At 39.0% G+C, this 19,002-nt stretch carries 13 protein-coding genes and 1 pseudogene; 10 read left to right on the top strand and 4 right to left on the bottom strand.

Translation table 11 applies throughout. The features are described from left to right. The gene (locus HMPREF0851_RS13750) at window positions 1-1,293 is read right to left on the bottom strand and encodes a carbohydrate ABC transporter permease (RefSeq protein ID WP_000414958.1); all 1,293 of its coding nucleotides are present in this window, start codon (window positions 1,291-1,293) and stop codon (window positions 1-3) included. A 110-nt stretch (window positions 1,294-1,403) separates the two neighbouring features. Then, window positions 1,404-2,675 carry an extracellular solute-binding protein gene (locus HMPREF0851_RS13745; protein ID WP_000095471.1) on the bottom strand — a complete coding sequence of 424 codons (1,272 nt, stop codon included), beginning with the start codon at window positions 2,673-2,675 and terminating at the stop codon, window positions 1,404-1,406. Window positions 2,676-3,153: 478 nt separating this feature from the next. On the opposite strand from HMPREF0851_RS13745, the gene malQ reads away from it, so the two are divergent. The 6 genes and pseudogenes from malQ (at window position 3,154) to HMPREF0851_RS16540 (ending at window position 10,497) form a co-directional block, all read left to right on the top strand. Next, window positions 3,154-4,671: a 4-alpha-glucanotransferase gene (gene malQ / locus HMPREF0851_RS13740; protein WP_000747275.1), complete on the top strand. Its 1,518-nt coding sequence runs from the start codon at window positions 3,154-3,156 to the stop codon at window positions 4,669-4,671. 25 nt (window positions 4,672-4,696) lie between these two features. Then, window positions 4,697-6,955 carry a glycogen/starch/alpha-glucan family phosphorylase gene (gene glgP, locus HMPREF0851_RS13735; RefSeq protein WP_000950132.1) on the top strand — a complete coding sequence of 753 codons (2,259 nt, stop codon included), beginning with the start codon at window positions 4,697-4,699 and terminating at the stop codon, window positions 6,953-6,955. A gap of 242 nt (window positions 6,956-7,197) precedes the next feature. After that, complete coding sequence (locus tag HMPREF0851_RS13730; RefSeq protein ID WP_000067107.1) at window positions 7,198-8,100, top strand: helix-turn-helix domain-containing protein; 903 nt, start codon at window positions 7,198-7,200, stop codon at window positions 8,098-8,100. Window positions 8,101-8,556: 456 nt separating this feature from the next. Further along, window positions 8,557-9,380, top strand: a pseudogene (locus HMPREF0851_RS13720) (ABC transporter ATP-binding protein). Continuing rightward, window positions 9,373-10,122, top strand: a complete 750-nt coding sequence (locus HMPREF0851_RS13715) for an ABC transporter permease (RefSeq protein ID WP_000476358.1) — start codon at window positions 9,373-9,375, stop codon at window positions 10,120-10,122. The pseudogene HMPREF0851_RS13720 and the gene HMPREF0851_RS13715 overlap by 8 nt, the downstream one beginning before the upstream one ends. A 168-nt stretch (window positions 10,123-10,290) precedes the next feature. Continuing rightward, window positions 10,291-10,497, top strand: coding sequence for a hypothetical protein (locus HMPREF0851_RS16540; protein WP_000265676.1), 207 nt, complete (start codon window positions 10,291-10,293; stop codon window positions 10,495-10,497). A 106-nt stretch (window positions 10,498-10,603) separates the two neighbouring features. Here HMPREF0851_RS16540 and HMPREF0851_RS13705 read toward each other — a convergent pair whose 3' ends face one another. After that, window positions 10,604-11,452, bottom strand: a complete 849-nt coding sequence (locus HMPREF0851_RS13705; RefSeq protein ID WP_001095526.1) for a putative RNA methyltransferase — start codon at window positions 11,450-11,452, stop codon at window positions 10,604-10,606. 150 nt (window positions 11,453-11,602) lie between these two features. Between HMPREF0851_RS13705 and HMPREF0851_RS13700 the strand changes: the two genes are divergently transcribed. After that, window positions 11,603-11,881: a DUF6110 family protein gene (locus tag HMPREF0851_RS13700; RefSeq protein ID WP_000910911.1), complete on the top strand. Its 279-nt coding sequence runs from the start codon at window positions 11,603-11,605 to the stop codon at window positions 11,879-11,881. Window position 11,882: 1 nt separating this feature from the next. Next, window positions 11,883-13,946, top strand: coding sequence for a heavy metal translocating P-type ATPase (locus HMPREF0851_RS13695; protein WP_000008805.1), 2,064 nt, complete (start codon window positions 11,883-11,885; stop codon window positions 13,944-13,946). A gap of 76 nt (window positions 13,947-14,022) precedes the next feature. On the opposite strand, the gene tyrS is transcribed toward HMPREF0851_RS13695, so the two are convergent. Further along, a complete protein-coding gene (gene tyrS, locus HMPREF0851_RS13690) occupies window positions 14,023-15,279 on the bottom strand; it encodes a tyrosine--tRNA ligase (RefSeq protein ID WP_000546892.1) in 1,257 nt (418 codons plus the stop codon). Between the two features lie 141 nt (window positions 15,280-15,420). On the opposite strand from tyrS, the gene pbp1b reads away from it, so the two are divergent. Together pbp1b and HMPREF0851_RS13680 are read left to right on the top strand one after the other, a co-directional pair. Beyond that, window positions 15,421-17,895, top strand: coding sequence for a penicillin-binding protein PBP1B (gene pbp1b, locus HMPREF0851_RS13685; RefSeq protein ID WP_001180940.1), 2,475 nt, complete (start codon window positions 15,421-15,423; stop codon window positions 17,893-17,895). Window positions 17,896-17,951: 56 nt separating this feature from the next. Then, window positions 17,952-18,863, top strand: coding sequence for a DMT family transporter (locus HMPREF0851_RS13680; protein WP_009014425.1), 912 nt, complete (start codon window positions 17,952-17,954; stop codon window positions 18,861-18,863). Window positions 18,864-19,002: the final 139 nt, after the last annotated feature.

Below are 19,002 nucleotides of genomic sequence, written 5' to 3'. Positions count from 1 at the left end.
TTAGACGTCCTCCATATCAAATGCGTGTAGTTTCTTGAATGCGATCATAGAGATTGAGATGACAATGATAGAGATAATCAAGGTAACAGCTGCCGCCATTGAGTATTGAGGAGATGTACCTGTTGTCAAACGGTAGATCCATGAGATCAAGATATCGGTTGAACCAGCTCCACCACCGACACTACCAGGTCCTCCAGCATTAAAGAGGTACATGATAGAGAAGTTGTTAAAGTTGAAGGTGTATTGGCTAATCAAAGTAGGTGCCGCAACGGCCAAGATCATTGGGAAAGTGATGTTGCGGAATTTTTGCCAAGCATTGGCACCGTCAATATAAGCTGCTTCGTAAAGGTCGTTAGGAATAGATTGCAAGATACCCAAAGTCAAAACGTAGATGTATGGGAATCCAAGCCAACCTTGCATCATAATCAAGGCTATCTTAGTCCAAGTTGGGTCTGTTTTCCAAGGAATAAGAGCCCCATCAAGGAAAGGAAGGAATTTAGCCAAGATTGGCAATACTTGAGTGTTGATGGCTCCGACACTATCGTTAAACATATTTGAGAATGTCAAGATAGTGATGAAGGCTGGAACAGCCCAAGGAAGAAGGAAAATAACACCAAAGATACGTTTTCCTTTGATAAATGGTTGGTTAGCAATGATAGCTGTAAAGATACCAATTACGATTTGTAAAGTAGAAGCTGCCAAAGCCCATATGATAGTCCAAGAAAGAACGGCACCGAAGGCAGAACGGAAGGTACTCAAACTCCAGATGTTCGTAAAGTTCGTCAAACCAACCCAGTCCAACAACTTGTTTGGTGGCAAGTGTTGGAAGTCGTAGTTGGTAAAGGCAATCATCAAGGTTACGATAACTGGGAAGATAATCGCAAATGTCATGGCAACATAAGATGGAATGATCAAGAGGTAAGGGAAGCCATTTTCATAGATTCCTTTGATCATATCTTTTAGCGTAAGTGGTACTGGAATTCCATTGTTAATACGTTTTGCAATTGTATGTGCATCTTTTATATTTGAGAAATAAAAGAGTACATAAACGACTACAAAGATTAAATGGAAGGCACCACGAATCAGCATAAATAGGGAATTATCACGACCTGGTTTATCACCAAGAGTGATGAGATTGCTTAATTCAGGGGCTGCAAGTGCTAGGAAGTAAAGGACGAATACGATGGTTACACCAAGGAAGATAAAACCTTTGGCTTTTTGTTTATTGTAAATCTGTCCTAACCCAGGAATGATAGACAGCAGGGCTGCTTTACTAGGTTGTTGCTTTTCCATAATAACTCCTTTCATAGGATACTGGTTTTTAGATAAAACCTAAACTATATATGTTTTCTATTGATAAATTCAAAGGGGGATTTGAATTCCACCCCCCTTGAACAAATTTTTTATTCACCAAATTTTTGTTTGATTGTTTCTTTGATCAATGTTACAGCATCGTTAGCAGCTGTTTTAGCGTCTTTCTTACCACTTACAGAGTCAAAGAGCATGTTAGCAGCTGGTTCCCAAACTGCAGACATTTGAGAGATGTTTGGCATTGGTTGAGCGTTCTTGAACTGTTTGATAACAGCTGTTGTCAACTCATCGTTTTTACCTTCAGCGTATGAACGAGCTTCAGTGTTAGCTGGGATTTCGTTAGTTGCATCGTAGAAAGCTTTTTGTTGTTCAGTTGAAACAAGGAAGTCTACAAATTTTTGTGCGCCTTCAAGGTTCTTAGTGCTTGATGGGATAATCCAAGCTTTACCACCACCGAATGCTGCGTAATCTTTTCCATTTGGAAGAGTTGGAATAGTCGCAACACCGTAGTTTACTTTAGCATCTTTGAAGGCTTGAGCTTTCCAAGGTCCATCAATGATAGCAGCTGTTTTACCTTCTTGGAACTGAGTTTGGATTAAGTTTCCAGCAGCTGTACCATCTTGCATACCTTTAGGCCATTTTTCATACCAAGATTTAGCGTAGTTGATACCCGCGATAGCACCGTCGTTTGCAAGACCGATGTCTTTAGCATCTTTACCGTTTTGTCCGAATACGTAAGCACCGTTACCAGCAAGAAGTCCGTATGCATAGTAGAAGTTTGTCCAGTCAGCTAGGAAAGCAGAAGTTTTTCCATCTTCTCCAGCGAATGCGTATTTGCTATCTTTAGCAAGGTTTTCTAAGTCAGCAAAAGTTTTTGGAGCTTCTTTTACCAAGTCTTTGTTGTAGTACATAACAAGTGACTCGATAACGGCAGGAGCACCGTAAACTTTACCGTCAGCAGCTGTTACAAGAGATTTAGTTTTATCATCTGTTTTAGCGCCGTCGCTCAATTTCACTTCTGAAAGTTGTCCGTCAGTACCAAGGCTACCTACACGGTCGTATGGAGCCATCATAACGTCAGCAGCTTGACCTGATTGGTTATCAAGAGAAAGTTTGTCAAGGCCACCAAGTTGGTCACCAGATTTGATGTTAACTTTTGTTCCTGACTCTTTTTCGTAAGCTTTAGCAACTGTTTCAGCGAAAGCTTTGTATTGGTCTTCAACGTAAAGAGTGATTTCTTTCCCTGCAGATGAACCAGCATCAGCAGCTTTTTCAGCAGGTTTGCTTCCACAAGCTACCAAAAGCAAGCTAGCAAGTGTAACAGTTCCAAGCACCGCAGCGCTTTTCATGAATTTAGATGACATAGTGTATTCCTCCTAAAGAATAACAGATTTTATAATGAGGAAACGCAAACGTTTTCCTTTATGGGACTAGTATAGCACAAACAGAAAACGGTTGCAAGTATTTTTTGTAAAAACTTTAAAAAAATTCACGGAAATGGTAAGCGTTTTATTTGTTTATAATAGAAGAAAATCCAAAAATTGCTTTTATTTTAAATTTTTAAAAAAGTCGAGAAAACGATTGCCTAATTTACAACTGGAAACTAAAGAGATTTGTTACTTTATTTCCAGTTCATAAGATAAGTGAAACCCTTATTCTTATTTTGTTAACTTTCTGAAAGAATATATATACGGGTAAGAAGAAAAACTTTTTAAAAAATAATCAAAAAAGTTATTTAAAACCGCTTGCATTTATCAAGAAAATGCGATATACTGATATTAGCGCAAACGTTTGCGTTCGTAAAAATGTAATATCTAACTATAAACACATGAGGTGCTTATTATGAAAAAACGTCAAAGTGGTGTGTTGATGCACATTTCTTCTCTTCCAGGAGCATACGGAATCGGATCATTTGGTAAAAGTGCTTACGACTTCGTTGATTTCTTGGTTCGTACAAAACAACGTTACTGGCAAATCCTTCCATTAGGAACAACTAGTTATGGAGATTCTCCTTACCAATCTTTCTCAGCCTTCGCAGGGAACACTCATTTTATCGATTTAGATATCTTGGTGGAGCAAGGCTTGTTGCAAGCAAGTGACCTTGAAGGAGTTGACTTTGGTAGTGATGCATCTGAAGTTGACTATGCGAAAATCTACTATGCACGTCGTCCTCTTTTAGAAAAAGCGGTAAAACGTTTCTTGGAAGTAGGAGATGTTAAAGATTTTGAGAAATTTGCTCAAGACAACCAATCATGGCTTGAGCTCTTTGCTGAGTATATGGCTATTAAAGAGCATTTTGACAATCTTGCTTGGACTGAATGGCCAGATGCTGATGCTCGTGCTCGTAAAGCTTCAGCACTTGAAAGCTACCGTGAGCAATTGGCAGATAAGTTGGTTTACCACCGTGTGACTCAATACTTCTTCTTCCAACAATGGTTGAAATTGAAAGCTTACGCTAACGACAACCACATCGAAATCGTTGGGGACATGCCAATCTACGTAGCGGAAGATTCAAGCGATATGTGGGCAAATCCACATCTCTTCAAGACAGATGTCAACGGTAAGGCGACTTGCATCGCAGGATGCCCACCAGATGAGTTTTCTGCAACTGGTCAGCTTTGGGGTAACCCAATCTATGACTGGGAAGCAATGGACAAGGACGGCTACAAATGGTGGATTGAACGCTTGCGTGAAAGCTTCAAAATCTACGACATCGTTCGTATCGACCACTTCCGTGGTTTCGAATCTTACTGGGAAATCCCTGCTGGTTCTGATACAGCAGCACCTGGTGAGTGGGTCAAAGGTCCTGGCTACAAGCTCTTTGCAGCCGTTAAGGAAGAACTTGGTGAGCTAAACATTATCGCCGAAGACCTTGGTTTCATGACAGATGAAGTTATCGAATTGCGTGAACGTACTGGCTTCCCAGGAATGAAGATTCTTCAATTTGCCTTCAACCCAGAAGACGAAAGCATCGATAGCCCACACTTGGCACCTGCTAACTCAGTTATGTACACAGGAACTCACGATAACAATACGGTTCTTGGTTGGTACCGTAACGAGATCGATGATGCGACTCGTGAGTACATGGCTCGCTACACGAACCGTAAAGAATACGAAACAGTGCCACACGCTATGCTTCGTACAGTCTTTTCATCAGTTAGCTTCATGGCAATTGCAACTATGCAAGATTTGCTAGAATTGGATGAGGCAGCTCGTATGAACTTCCCATCTACCCTTGGTGGAAACTGGTCTTGGCGTATGACTGAAGATCAATTGACACCAGCTGTCGAGAAAGGCTTGCTTGACTTGACAACAATCTATCGCCGAATCAATGAAAATTTGGTAGAATTAAAGAAATAAGATAATAATCAGGAGACAACTAAACATGTTATCACTACAAGAATTTGTACAAAATCGTTACAATAAGACCATTGCAGAATGTAGCAATGAAGAGCTTTACCTTGCTCTTCTTAACTACAGCAAGCTTGCAAGCAGCAAAAAACCAGTTAATACTGGTAAAAAGAAAGTTTACTACATCTCAGCGGAGTTCTTGATTGGTAAACTTTTGTCAAACAACTTGATCAACCTTGGTCTTTACGACGATGTTAAAAAAGAACTTGCAGCTGCAGGTAAAGACTTGATTGAAGTTGAAGAAGTTGAATTGGAACCATCTCTTGGTAATGGTGGTTTGGGACGTTTGGCTGCCTGCTTTATCGACTCAATTGCGACTCTTGGTTTGAACGGTGACGGTGTTGGTCTAAACTACCACTTTGGTCTTTTCCAACAAGTTCTTAAAAACAACCAACAAGAAACAATTCCAAATGCATGGTTGACAGAGCAAAACTGGTTGGTTCGCTCAAGCCGTAGCTACCAAGTACCATTTGCAGACTTTACTTTGACATCAACTCTTTATGATATTGATGTTACTGGTTATGAGACAGCAACTAAAAACCGCTTGCGTTTGTTTGACTTGGATTCAGTTGATTCTTCAATCATTAAAGATGGTATCAACTTTGATAAAACAGACATCGCTCGCAACTTGACTCTTTTCCTTTACCCAGATGATAGTGACCGTCAAGGTGAATTGCTCCGTATCTTCCAACAATACTTCATGGTTTCAAACGGTGCGCAATTGATCATCGACGAAGCAATCGAAAAAGGAAGCAACTTGCATGACCTTGCTGACTATGCTGTTGTACAAATCAACGATACTCACCCATCAATGGTTATCCCTGAATTGATCCGTCTTTTGACTGCACGTGGTATCGAACTTGATGAAGCAATCTCAATCGTTCGTAGCATGACTGCCTACACTAACCACACAATCCTTGCTGAAGCCCTTGAAAAATGGCCTCTTGAATTCTTGCAAGAAGTGGTTCCTCACTTGGTACCAATCATCGAAGAATTGGACCGTCGTGTGAAAGCAGAATACAAAGATCCAGCTGTTCAAATTATCGACGAGAGCGGACGTGTTCACATGGCTCACATGGATATCCACTACGGATACAGCGTTAACGGAGTTGCAGCACTTCACACTGAAATCTTGAAGAACTCTGAGTTGAAAGCCTTCTACGATCTTTACCCAGAAAAATTCAACAACAAAACAAACGGTATCACATTCCGTCGTTGGCTCATGCATGCCAACCCAAGATTGTCTCACTACTTGGATGAGATTATTGGAGAAGGTTGGCACCATGAAGCAGATGAGCTTGAAAAACTCTTGTCTTATGAAGACAAAGCAGCTGTCAAAGAAAAATTGGAAAGCATCAAAGCTCACAACAAACGTAAATTGGCACGTCACTTGAAAGAACACCAAGGTGTGGAAATCAATCCAAACTCTATCTTTGATATCCAAATCAAACGTCTTCACGAGTACAAACGCCAACAAATGAACGCTTTGTACGTGATCCACAAATATCTTGACATCAAAGCTGGAAACATCCCTGCTCGCCCAATCACAATCTTCTTTGGTGGTAAAGCAGCTCCAGCCTACACAATCGCTCAAGACATCATCCACTTGATCCTTTGCATGTCAGAAGTTATTGCTAACGATCCAGCAGTAGCTCCACACTTGCAAGTAGTTATGGTTGAGAACTACAACGTTACTGCAGCAAGCTTCCTTATCCCAGCATGTGATATTTCAGAACAAATCTCACTTGCTTCTAAAGAAGCTTCAGGTACTGGTAACATGAAATTCATGTTGAACGGAGCTTTGACTCTTGGTACTATGGACGGTGCTAACGTGGAAATCGCTGAGTTGGTTGGCGACGAAAACATCTACATCTTTGGTGAAGATTCAGAAACTGTTATCGACCTTTACGCAAAAGCAGCTTACAAATCAAGCGAATTCTACGCTCGTGAAGCTATCAAACCATTGGTTGACTTCATCGTTAGCGATGCAGTTCTTGCAGCTGGAAACAAAGAGCGCTTGGAACGTCTTTACAATGAATTGATCAACAAAGACTGGTTCATGACTCTTCTTGACTTGGAAGACTACATCAAAGTGAAAGAGCAAATGTTGGCTGACTACGAAAACCGTGACGCATGGTTGGATAAAGTCATCGTCAACATTGCTAAAGCAGGATTCTTCTCATCTGACCGTACAATCGCTCAGTATAACGAAGATATCTGGCACTTGAACTAAGATAAAAGATTTATACTAATACATTTTGTAAAAAAGCGAGTTTCGATTGAAATTCGCTTTTTTTGATTACTTTTGTAGAAATAGATCTTTGATACTACATCGAAAGGATTATCTATATAGAGTGGTGGCTTAAAACTATTCCTTATAATTATTTTTTCTGAAAATTGTAAGAAAGTGTGTTAAAATGGAAACGTATACAAGCAGTTATTTGAATATCAAATTAGAATTTGAAGAGGCTTATTATGAGTAATTTAGAAATCGGGAAACGAATTCGTACCTTACGGACTGAAAAAGGCTTGAGTAGGGAAGCCTTTTGTGGAGATGAAAAAGAACTTACTGTTCGTCAGTTGGGTCGAATTGAAACTGGAAATAATTTGCCCAGCTTAGCTAAACTAGACTATATAGCCAAAATATTAGGAGTTCCAATATCTCAGTTAATTGACGAGGGATTGTTAATTGTTCCTAAGGAGTATTTAAAACTAAAAACGAAATTGATTCGTCAATCTATTCATGGAGATGAAGAAAAAGTCCGCCAGCGGGAGGCTATCTTTGAAGATATTCAGGAACATTTTTATGATCAACTCCCTGAGGATGAACAAGTATCAGTTGAGGTTTTACAAGCCATTGATGATGTGTATGTTTCTGAAAATGCCGAATTTGGAGAGGGCTTGATTGAGGAATATTTCAATCAAACTTTGCTACAAACGGAGTATTCTGTAAATGATTTATTGATCTTATATTTATATTTTTTATCAAATGCTATTAGTTTTAAACGAAATGATGACGTTTTTAAAAAAGTAAGAAATAATATTGTGACCATAATTGATTGTTCAGATAACACTTACATGCATCTACTACAAAGAGTATTAATTGCAATACTGTTGTATCAATTGAGGAACGAATATTACGAAGATATCTCTGTCATTTTTAGTTTTCTAAGAGAAATTATGATGGAGATTCAAGATTCAAACTTAAAACCAACTGTAGACTACTTAGAAGCCAAATATTACCTATACGGGGAAGAAGATAAAGAAAAAGCCCTACAATACTATGAAAAAGCTATCAATGGGGCAGAATTTTTTAATGATATGAATTTCAAAAATCGAGTGATAGAGGAGAGAAAAGAAGAGTTCCCTGAGCTATAAATAAAAAAACAGGACATAAATGTCACTAGACAGAGATGTCCTGTTTTTTATTTGCCATTAGTTTTATACTAGTTTATGTAAAACATAAGGAACGGAGATTTAAGAATGATTTTTGTTGCAGTAGCTTTAGCAGCTTTTGTTAATGTATGGACGGGTAGATAATGATGGAGAAGATAGAGTATCATTTTGATGAAAAAACAATAAAGTCAAATTACTTAATAATAAGAAATTGTCTAGATAGACGAAAGTTATGTAAGGTGACAGTAGATGACAAACTATTTAAATTACTTTTGTTACTACCAAATGAGGTCAAAGAAGTTAAAATTTCGCCTCAACTAAAAAATAAAGTAAAAGTAATTGATATAACAGAATAGAAAGGAGAAACTATGTTTTTTATACCAGTACCAATGTTGTGGTGGATGTGGTTCAGAAAATAAACTAGAAAGAGGTAATAAAATGATTAAGGTAGAAAGAGTTACAAAGCGATTTGGAGATAATATTGCTTTAAATCAAATTAGTTTTTCAATAAACGAAGGAGAAATTTTTGGATTCCTAGGTCCATCTGGCTCAGGAAAAACAACAATGATCAATATTCTGACAGGACAGCTACAGGCTAACAGCGGAAAGACAGAATTATTAGGGAAAGATTCTCAAAAATTACTTCCGTCAGATTTTGAAGAGTTAGGTTTGGTAGGTGACACAAGTGGTTATTACGAAAAATTAAGTTTGTACAATAACTTGTTACTGTTTGCAAGACTATACGGAGTTTCAAAATCTCGAATTGAAGAAATTCTAAAACAAGTTGGTCTGTATGATAGTAAAGACACTCCAGCTGAGAAACTTTCTACAGGAATGCGTCAACGAATGCTTTTAGCTCGTGCTTTAATCAATTATCCTAAAGTTCTATTTTTAGATGAACCTACAAGTGGGTTAGATCCCACCACCTCAAAGAAGATTCACAAATTACTACAGGAGTTAAAGGAAAGAGGAACAACCATTTTCTTAACTACTCATGATATGAATGAGGCGACTTTATTATGTGATAACCTAGCTCTTTTGAATAAAGGTGATCTTATTGAACAAGGAAGCCCAAGCGAAATTATCCAAAAATACAACACGGAAAAAAAGTTGCAGTAACTTATAGTGATTCTACTAAAAAGGTAGTGCGCTTTGAAGACTTGCAGCAAGAAGATTATAAAAAAATGATGACGATTCACTCATGTGAACCAACTTTAGAAGACATTTTTATTAAATTGACAGGAGAAAAATTAGATGTTTAAGAGAATTTTAGCCCTTATCTGGTTGAGGACACAAGTATTGTTAACAAATAAAAACACTTTGGTACAGGTAGTATTCCCATTCTTTCTGGTTCTACTCTTCCAAAATTTTATGAATACAGATGGCACTCAAGGGAAAGTACTATTGTATAGCTCTTTAACAATGGCATTCTCATTTTCTTCTGGGTCAATGATTTCAAACTCTATTGCAGAGGAAAAAGAAAAAAGAATTTTTAAAACACTTATTTTAAGCGGAGTTCGCCGTGGAGAATATCTTGTTTCAGTGTTGTTTTATCCTGTAATCTTTGCCTTGGCTTCAGTTATTTCCTTCCCTATTATGGTTGAAGTGGATTTCGCAAAAGATTATCCTGTATACCTTGTAGTAGCTTCTCTGGTAGCATTATGTACAATCCTCTTAAATCTAGTGGTTGGAGCTATTTCAGAGACACAAACGCAGGCTCAGGTTTATGGTTTGATTCCAATGATTGGTCTCTCATTCTTGCCGATGTTTTCTCAAGTTAGCTCAGAGATTAAGAAATTTATGGATACAACCTTCTTAGGAGTTTATGTAGATTTCTTTAATAAACCAGATTTCAAGTTGAATTTTGACAGTTTGGGGATCACTTTTGCTTGGGTTGTAGCATTACTTGCCCTTAGTTATTGGGGGTTGAAAAATAAAAAAAGAGTACAGTTTGGAAAATTAACAATTAATCAACTTCAAAAACTAACTTTTTTTAAAGATTAGTGTTAGTAAGCTTTGTAAGAAACCTAGTTTAAAACAGTAAACCAGCGCTTGAAATGCTGGTTTTTACTATTTTTCTGTCTCATGCTTCTTCTTAGTTGATTACCTCATATCCCTTGTATTCGCTTACATAAAGTGTTATAATATAATTATATGAAAGAAGGTGTTCTTATGTGGAAAAAATATTTTTCAAAATATAAATGGACGGATTTATTTTGGATTCTATTTGTTATTTTAACATGCCTCTTGGCGGGTAATAGTAATCTTTACCCCCTTACCCATCAAGAAATCTCTTATCATGGGTGCTTATCGGGAATTACACTCGCCTTATTTCACTTGCTATTTATTGATAAGTTTTTTATTTCGAATCGAAAATAAATGGAGAAGCTGAAAGCTTTAAATGTTTTAGACTTTTGGGATAGATAGTTTAAAAATTGAAATTTAAAACCGCAGATCTTCTTGAAATGCGGTTTTTTTGTGTCAATTATAGTAATTTCCCAACCAGAATCTCTGCCTCAATGGTAATCTCTGTCAAGTCGCTCCAGTCAATCTTGCTTTGGTCAACATGAAAGAGTAAGGGGGTCATGCTGAGTAGGGCTTGGAGTTGCTCTGCTGTGATAGGTTTTGTCAGAGAGGCAGTTTTACTGGATAAGATAGTGAAGTTGTTTTGGAAATGGTCTTTGATATCTTGGTTAGAATAGTCCTTGTTTGTCAGCTGCTTTTCTACCTTTTGGCGGATCTCTTTGAGGTGATTTTCAGTGGGAATGACCTTGATGAGGAGACCGTTTTCTTTCAAGACTCGTTTGAATTCTCCATAGTTGGCAGGTGAGAAGATATCAAGCAGGATATCCATGCTAGCGTCTTTTATAGGGAGACGTGCCAAGTCACCAACGAACCAATTGACTGCCCAGTTGGGTTCGCTCTTGGCAGCGATTTGGACGGAATCTTTGGAAATATCAAAGGCATAGAAGGTTTTGTCAGGATGACTTTCTTGGAGCTTGCGAGAATAGAATCCTTCACCACAACCAATATCCAAGACAGTTTTTGCGGACGGATTAGTTGCTAGTAAGTCCGAAATATCTTCTAAAATAGCCTGATAAAATCCAGATTCTAGGATTTGTTGGCGGTTTTGAAAGTTTTCCTTGTCGTAGTTGGCAGATTGCTTGATTTGAGGTGCCAGATTGACATAGCCAAATTTCGCCAAGTCAAAAGAATGGCGATTGTTGCATTTGAGACTGCTCTCTACCAGAGTCAGATTTTCTTGACAGATAGGACAGGCAAAGGCAGTAGCAGAAGCAAAACGCTGAAGTTTGGGTTTGAGATTTGTATTCATAGTTTAAGTGTATCAAAAGAGGCAAATGAAAGCAACTTTAGGATGATTTGTAATAGAATTAAATAGTAGTATAATTACTTTTCAGAGTACCAAAATTAAATTGCTTTTATATACAAATTAATATATAATAATAGCTAGGAGGAAATAAGTATGTTAAAAGAAGTATTGACCGTCGCAAAAGTTGCGAAAAAATCATCACTCTTTTTAGGTGGTGTTGCATTTGGTACCCTTGGTTTGAAAATCTTGGCAAGTAAGGAAGCTAAAAAAGGTTATTCTAAAGCTTTGGCTAAGGCTTACAAGTTGAAAGACGGACTAGATGTATCTGTTTCTGTTGTGAAACAACATGGAGACGATGTCTTGCAAGATGCCAAATATTTGTACGAGCAAGAGAAAAAAGAAGAGCAATTAGATAGCCTTATAGGGGAATAACATGTCTTTTAAAGTGCTACATAGAGGATATCAACATATCCGACTATCATCTTCTTTTTCACTCACCTTGGATATTCAAGACTATCTTCGTTCCTTGGCGAGAGATGAAAAGGGGATTGAGTCTATCCAGTTTTACATGGATCAACAGCACTTTACTCTACGCATAAAAGAAGGCTTTTCTGTATTAGATAATGCAGAAGCCTTTTTAAAAAGAATTGATAAAGGGAAAGTTTCTGAGTTGATGACTCTTCCCATTCGTAGAGAAGAGAGTGCCTATTCTATTGTTTCAGGTGCAGCGGTTAAGCGTGTACTTTTTCGTAGTTTTGTGCCGTATCCTATTCGCTATATATGGACTTGTTATCAGGCTTTGGGTTATATCAGAGAAGCCTATCAAACACTAGCGCGTAAGGAACTAACGATGGAAGTCTTGGACTGTTCGGCGATTTTATTGTCCTTGTTTATGAACCAATCCAAGACAGCTAGCAATATCATGTTTATGCTTGATTTGGGGAATCATTTAGATCAGTGGTCCTTGAAAAAAACGGCAACAGATTTAGAACAGAGTCTTCTTGCAAAAGAGAGCGATGTATTTCTAGTACAGGGGGATACGGTCGTTAGTATCAAGAGTTCCGATGTTCAAATAGGAGATGTCTTGGTCTTATCTCAAGGACATGAAATTCTGTTTGATGGACAAGTGGTTTCAGGTTTAGGTATGGTCAACGAAAGTTCCTTGACGGGAGAGAGTTTTCCAGTTGAAAAAAGAGAGTCTGATTTGGTTTGTGCAAATACAGTATTAGAAACTGGAGAGTTACGCATTCGTGTAACCGATAATCAGATGAACAGCCGGATTTTACAGCTGATTGAGTTGATGAAGAAATCTGAAGAAAACAAGAAAACGAAACAACGCTATTTCATCAAGATGGCGGACAAGGTCGTCAAATATAATTTCTTGGGGGCTGGTCTGACTTACCTATTAACAGGTTCTTTTTCTAAGGCTATTTCTTTCTTATTGGTCGATTTCTCCTGCGCTTTGAAAATCTCTACTCCTGTAGCTTATTTGACAGCTATCAAGGAGGGGTTGAATCGTGAAATGGTGATTAAGGATGGGGATGTTCTGGAGAAATATCTGGAAGTTGATACTTTCTTGTTTGATAAGACGGGAACAATCACAACTAGTTATCCTATAGTTGAAAAGGTGTTACCTTTTGGGGACTATAGTGAGGAAGATATTCTCAGAATCAGTGCCTGTCTTGAGGAACACATTTATCATCCTATTGCTAATGCCATCGTCAAGCAAGCTGAGATAGAGGGGATTGAACATGAGGAAATGCATGGGAAACTCCAATATATCGCAAGCAAGGGGATCAAATCTCATATTGATGGCCAACCAGTTCTTATTGGGAATTATGTCTTGATGCAGGATGAGCAAATTCATATCAGTTCAGAACAAAATGCTTTAATTGAAGAGTACAAGAGTCACTACAATCTCTTATTCTTAGCCTACCAGAATGAATTAATTGGAATGTTCTGCATTCATACTCCTTTGAGAAAAGAAGCAAAAGCAGCCTTGGAGAAACTTAAGGCACAAGGGAAAAAATTGATTCTGGCAACAGGGGACACCTTGGTTAGGACAGAGGAATTAGTCAAAGATTTGCCCTTTGATCAGGTCTATACAGACTTGAAACCTGATGGGAAATTTGAGTTAGTAGAGGAACTGCAGAAAGCAGGTCACACTATTTTGATGGTTGGGGATGGGTTGAATGACTCAGCGGCTCTAACTCTATCAGATATCGGTGTGGTGATGAATGAGAGTGCAGATATTTCTAAGCAGATGAGTGATATCTTATTGTTAGATAATCGCTTGGATTTCTTCCAAGAGTTGGATTGGCTATCATCATCTTTGCAAACACTCATCAAGAAGAATATTCAAGATACCGTTGTCGTAAATAGTAGTTTGATTGGCTTTGGCTTGTTTAATTGGCTCAGTCCTTCAAATCTCTCTATCTTACATAATCTAACAACCTTACGCATAGTCCTGCGTAGCCTGTCTATTAAGTCTAGATAGATGTGGTTATCAACAACAAAAAGGAGTTACCTTTCTCGAGGTTAACTCCTTTTTTTATAGGTAAATGTTGAACAATTTAGTAAGTCAATACAAAATATTTTTTCTTTCCACGACGGATAACAGTCAGTTCGTTCTCTAACTTATCTGCGTCACTCAAGACATAGTCAAGGTCTTGGATGCGGTCGCCGTTGACGTAGATAGCTCCGTTTTGGACATCTTCACGGGCTTGGCGTTTTGAGTTAACCACACCAGACGAAACGAGCAGTTCCACGATATTGTGATTTTCGTCTTCTTGTACTTGGTAGTTTGGCACACCACGAAGTCCTTGTTTAAGTTCTTTAACAGAAAGGTTTTTGATGTTTCCTGCAAAGAGCTGCTCAGTGATGTTGAGGGCTTCTTTGTAGGCTTCTTCGCCGTGAACAAGTGTTACGACTTCACGAGCGAGAATTTTTTGAGCCAAGCGTTCATGTGGAGCCACTTCAAATTGTTTACGGATGTCTTCAATCTCATCAAGTGACAAGAAAGTAAAGATCTTCAAGAAGCGAACAGCGTCAGCGTCCATAACGTTCATCCAAAATTGGTACATTTCGTATGGAGAAGTCTTTTCAGGATTGAGCCAGACTGCGTTTCCTTCTGATTTACCAAATTTCTTACCAGTTGCATCTGTGATCAATGGAACAGTGATAACGTGACCAGTTTTGTCAGCTTTACGACGAAGCAATTCGGTACCAGCTGTCATATTTCCCCACTGATCAGAACCACCGATTTGAAGAGTGACATTGTGGTCTTGGTTAAGGACGAAGAAGTCGTACCCTTGCATGATTTGGTAAGCAAACTCAGTGTAGGAAATCCCAGTTTCGATCCGTTTTTTCACAGACTCCTTACTCATCATGTAGTTGACAGTGAAGTATTTTCCGATATCACGGAGGAAGTCAATGAAGCTGATGCTGCCAAACCAGTCGTAGTTGTTGACCATGACAGCCTTGTTTTCGCCATTTTCAAAGTCAAGAAAACGAGAAAGTTGTCCTTGGATAGACTTGACCCAGCCATCTACTGTGTCTTTTGTTTGGAGACTACGTTCAGCATCTTTGAAGGACGGATCTCCGATGAGACCTGTAGCACCGCCAACGAGCGCATAAGGTTTGTGACCTGCTAGTTGCAAGCGACGACTTGTCAAGATTGCGACAAGGTGGCCTAGGTGAAGGCTGTCAGCAGTTGGATCGTAGCCAGTATAATAAGAAACTTGACCTTCTTCTAGGGCTTTACGCAAAGCTTCTTCATCAGTCGTTTGAAAAATCAAACCACGCTCTTTTAGCTCATCAAAAATGTGCATGTGTCTTTTCTCCTTTTTAAAATTATTGTTTCTACCTATTGTATCACAAACTTGGGCAATAGCCTAGTAGAATAGGGAAGAAAGTGGCTATTTTATTGAAAGTTTACCTTTTATGGTATAATAGATAGAGTGAGGAAATCCATGCAAAATCAATTAAATGAATTAAAACAAAAAATGCTGGAATTTTTCCAGCTAGTAAAATTAAAAATAAATCATAGAAAATCAGAGAAAGTCTCAGAAGAGAAGAAGTCGGATGGAACAGGTGGGAAAATTCTGCCTATCTTAGGGAGCGTTTTAGCTGCTATCAAGGGAATTTTGAATACTCTCTTTATTCTAGGTTTTATCGGTGGGCTTTTTGGTGCTGGTGTAGCTCTTGGTTATGGGGTTGCTTTGTTTGATAAAGCTAAGGTTCCGCCAGCGGAGGATTTGGTCAAGCAGGTTAAAAATATTTCTTCCATCTCAGAAATTGTTTATGCAGATGGGAGTGTTATTGCTTCTATCGAGAGTGACTTATTGAGAACTTCTGTCTCATCTGAGGAAATATCGGACAATCTCAAAAAGGCTATCGTTGCAACTGAGGACGAACATTTTCTTGAACATAAAGGTGTTGTGCCAAAAGCTGTGATTCGGGCTACTTTGGGAACCTTTGCAGGTTTGGGCTCATCTAGCGGGGGTTCGACCTTGACCCAACAATTAATCAAGCAACAAGTAGTCGGAGATGCTCCGACTTTGGCTCGTAAGGCTACAGAAATTGTCGATGCCCTTGCCTTGGAACGTAGCATGAGCAAGGATGAAATCTTGACCACCTATCTCAATGTTGCTCCCTTTGGTCGAAATCATAAAGGACAGAATATTGCAGGTGCCCAGCAAGCTGCTGAAGGGATTTTCGGTATCGATGCCAACAAGTTGAGCATTCCCCAAGCCGCTTTCCTAGCAGGTTTGCCACAGAGTCCGATTACTTATTCCCCTTATGAAAATACTGGAGAGTTAAAGAGTGATGCGGACTTAGAACTTGGTTTGAAACGAGCCAAGGACGTTCTTTACAACATGTACCGTACGGGTGCTCTGACTCAGGAAGAATACGACCAGTACAAGGATTATAATCTCAAACAAGACTTCTTGCCATCGGGAACTGTCAATGCTGTTTCAAGAGATTACCTTTACTTTACGGCTATGTCTGAAGCGACAGATCGGATGTATGATTATTTAGTTCAACAGGACAATGTCTCTAGTCAGGAGTTGAAAAAGGAAGCGATTCAAAAGGCTTATCATGAGCGAGCTGAGCAGGAACTAAGTACTGGCGGCTATAAAATTACTACAACGATCAATAAAAAAATCCATAACGCCATGCAAAATGCAGTTGCTAACTACGGTCGTTTGGTAGATGATGCGACTGGGCAGCCTGAAGTAGGGAATGTTTTGATGGACAATAAAACGGGGGCTGTTCTAGGATTTGTTGGTGGTCGTAATTACCAGATAAACCAAAACAATCACGCCTTTGATACCAAGCGTTCTCCTGCCTCTACAACCAAACCTTTGCTGGCCTACGGTATTGCCATTGACCAAGGTTTGATGGGAAGTGCTAGTATCTTGTCCAATTATCCGACAAAATTCTCTAATGGCAATCCTATCATGTATGTGAACAGTCCAGGTACAGGCATGATGACTTTGGGAGAAGCCTTGAATTATTCGTGGAATATCCCAGCCTATTGGACTTATCGCATGCTTCGTGAGAAGGGTGTGGATGTCAAGGGTTACATGGAGAAAATGGGTTATGAGATTCCAGAGTATGGTATCGAAAGTCTGCCTATGGGCGGTGGTATTGAAGTCACAGTTGCACAGCATACCAACGGTTATCAGACCATAGCTAACAATGGTGTCTACCATCAGAAACATGTGATTTCTAAGATTGAATCATCTGATGGTAGAGTAATCTATGAATTCCAAGACAAACCAGTTCAAGTGTACTCGAAGGCAACAGCAACGATTATGCAGAGTTTGCTTCGTGAGGTGATTTCATCTCGAATCACTTCAAGTTTCCAAACAGACTTGGTTGCTATTAATTCAAACTTAGCTCGTGCAGACTGGATTGGTAAGACTGGGACAACCAATGAAGATGAAAATATGTGGCTCATGCTGTCAACACCAAGATTGACTCTAGGTGGTTGGCTAGGTCATGATGACAATCGCCCAATGGCTAAGGGAGCTGGGCATTATCGAAATGCCAATTATATGGCTCACTTGGTCAATGCTATCCAAGAGGCAGATCCTGGTGTTTGGGGCAATGAACGCTTTAATCTTGATTCTAGTGTGACTCAATCTCAGGTCCTCAGATCTACAGGACAGAAGCCGGGGCAAGTATCCGTTAATGGAAAAACGGTGGATCTTTCAGGTTCTACTGTAACGAGCTATTGGGCTAACAAGGCGGGAGCTCCTATGACCAGCTATCACTTTGCTATTGGAGGAAGTGAGTCAGATTATCAGAATGCTTGGTCAAGTATCGTTAGCACACTACCAACTCCTTCCAGCTCAAGCACTAGTTCAAGTAGCAGTTCAAGTGATAGCTCTAGCAGTACATCAAGTTCATCATCTACACAACCAAATAGTAGAAGATAGGAAAGTGGTATTGATTGCCACTTTTTTCTTTTGTCCTTTCGTGTTACAATAAAGGTATGAATCAGTATCAGAAAAAGATTGTTAAAGGAACCATTTATTCGCTCCTATCCGGCTTAATCTGGGGCATCTGTGGAATTTTAGGAGAATATTTTTTTACCCATTACCAGGTGTCTTCGGGTTGGATTACCTCTATGCGTTTGACATTGGCAGGAAGTCTTGTACTCATTTGGTCTGCAATGCAATTAAAGTCACAAGTGTTAGATATCTGGCGAGACAAGAAAAATTACCTGCCCTTTTTGGCCTATGCTATTTTGGGGATTTTTTCAGTTCAGTATTTTTTCTATCTCTGCGTAGAATACTCAAATGCAGCGACAGCAACTATTTTACAGTTTATCAGTCCAGTCTTTATCCTCTTTTACAATCGCTTGGTTTATCAAAAACGAGCGTCAAAAAGCGCTATTTTCTATGTTTTGGTTGCCATGCTGGGTGTTTGCTTGATGGCGACAAAGGGAGATCTCTCTCAGTTATCCATGACGCCGCTAGCTCTTATAACAGGTCTGCTGAGTGCCATGGGTGTTATGTTTAATGTTATTCTACCTCAGCCTTTTGCTAAGCGCTATGGTTTTGTTCCCACGGTTGGATGGGGGATGATTTTGGCAGGTTTGTTTAGTAATGTTCTCTCGCCGGTTTATCAGCTTTCCTTTACTCCTGATATTTGGAGTATTTTGATTTGTCTCATTATCGCTTTCTTTGGAACGGCTTTTGCTTTTTTTATTTCCATGAAGGCTGTGTCCTTGGTTTCTCCTTTGGTGGTTTCCGTTATCAGTGCCAGTGAACCTCTCTCTTCGGCTCTCTTGAGTGTTTTATTTTTAGGATTGGTAGTGGATTGGTCCCTTCTTCTAGCTATGGCCCTGATTATTTTGCCTATGATTTTCCTATCGATAGAAGAAGCGAAAGAAAGTAAATAAAAAGTCTTTTCTTAATTCTAAAAGTCTGTTATACTAGAATAGTCAATAAAACACGGGGAGATAGTTGTGAAGAGTGTTTTTAGGTTGTATCGGTAGGGACTTACTTTTACCGACAGCACCTTTTATCTCACATCCCTAA

Origin of the sequence: Streptococcus sp. M334, from assembly GCF_000187745.1 — a bacterium.
Lineage (GTDB): Bacteria > Bacillota > Bacilli > Lactobacillales > Streptococcaceae > Streptococcus.
This window is presented reverse-complemented; position numbering and strand designations above follow the sequence as displayed.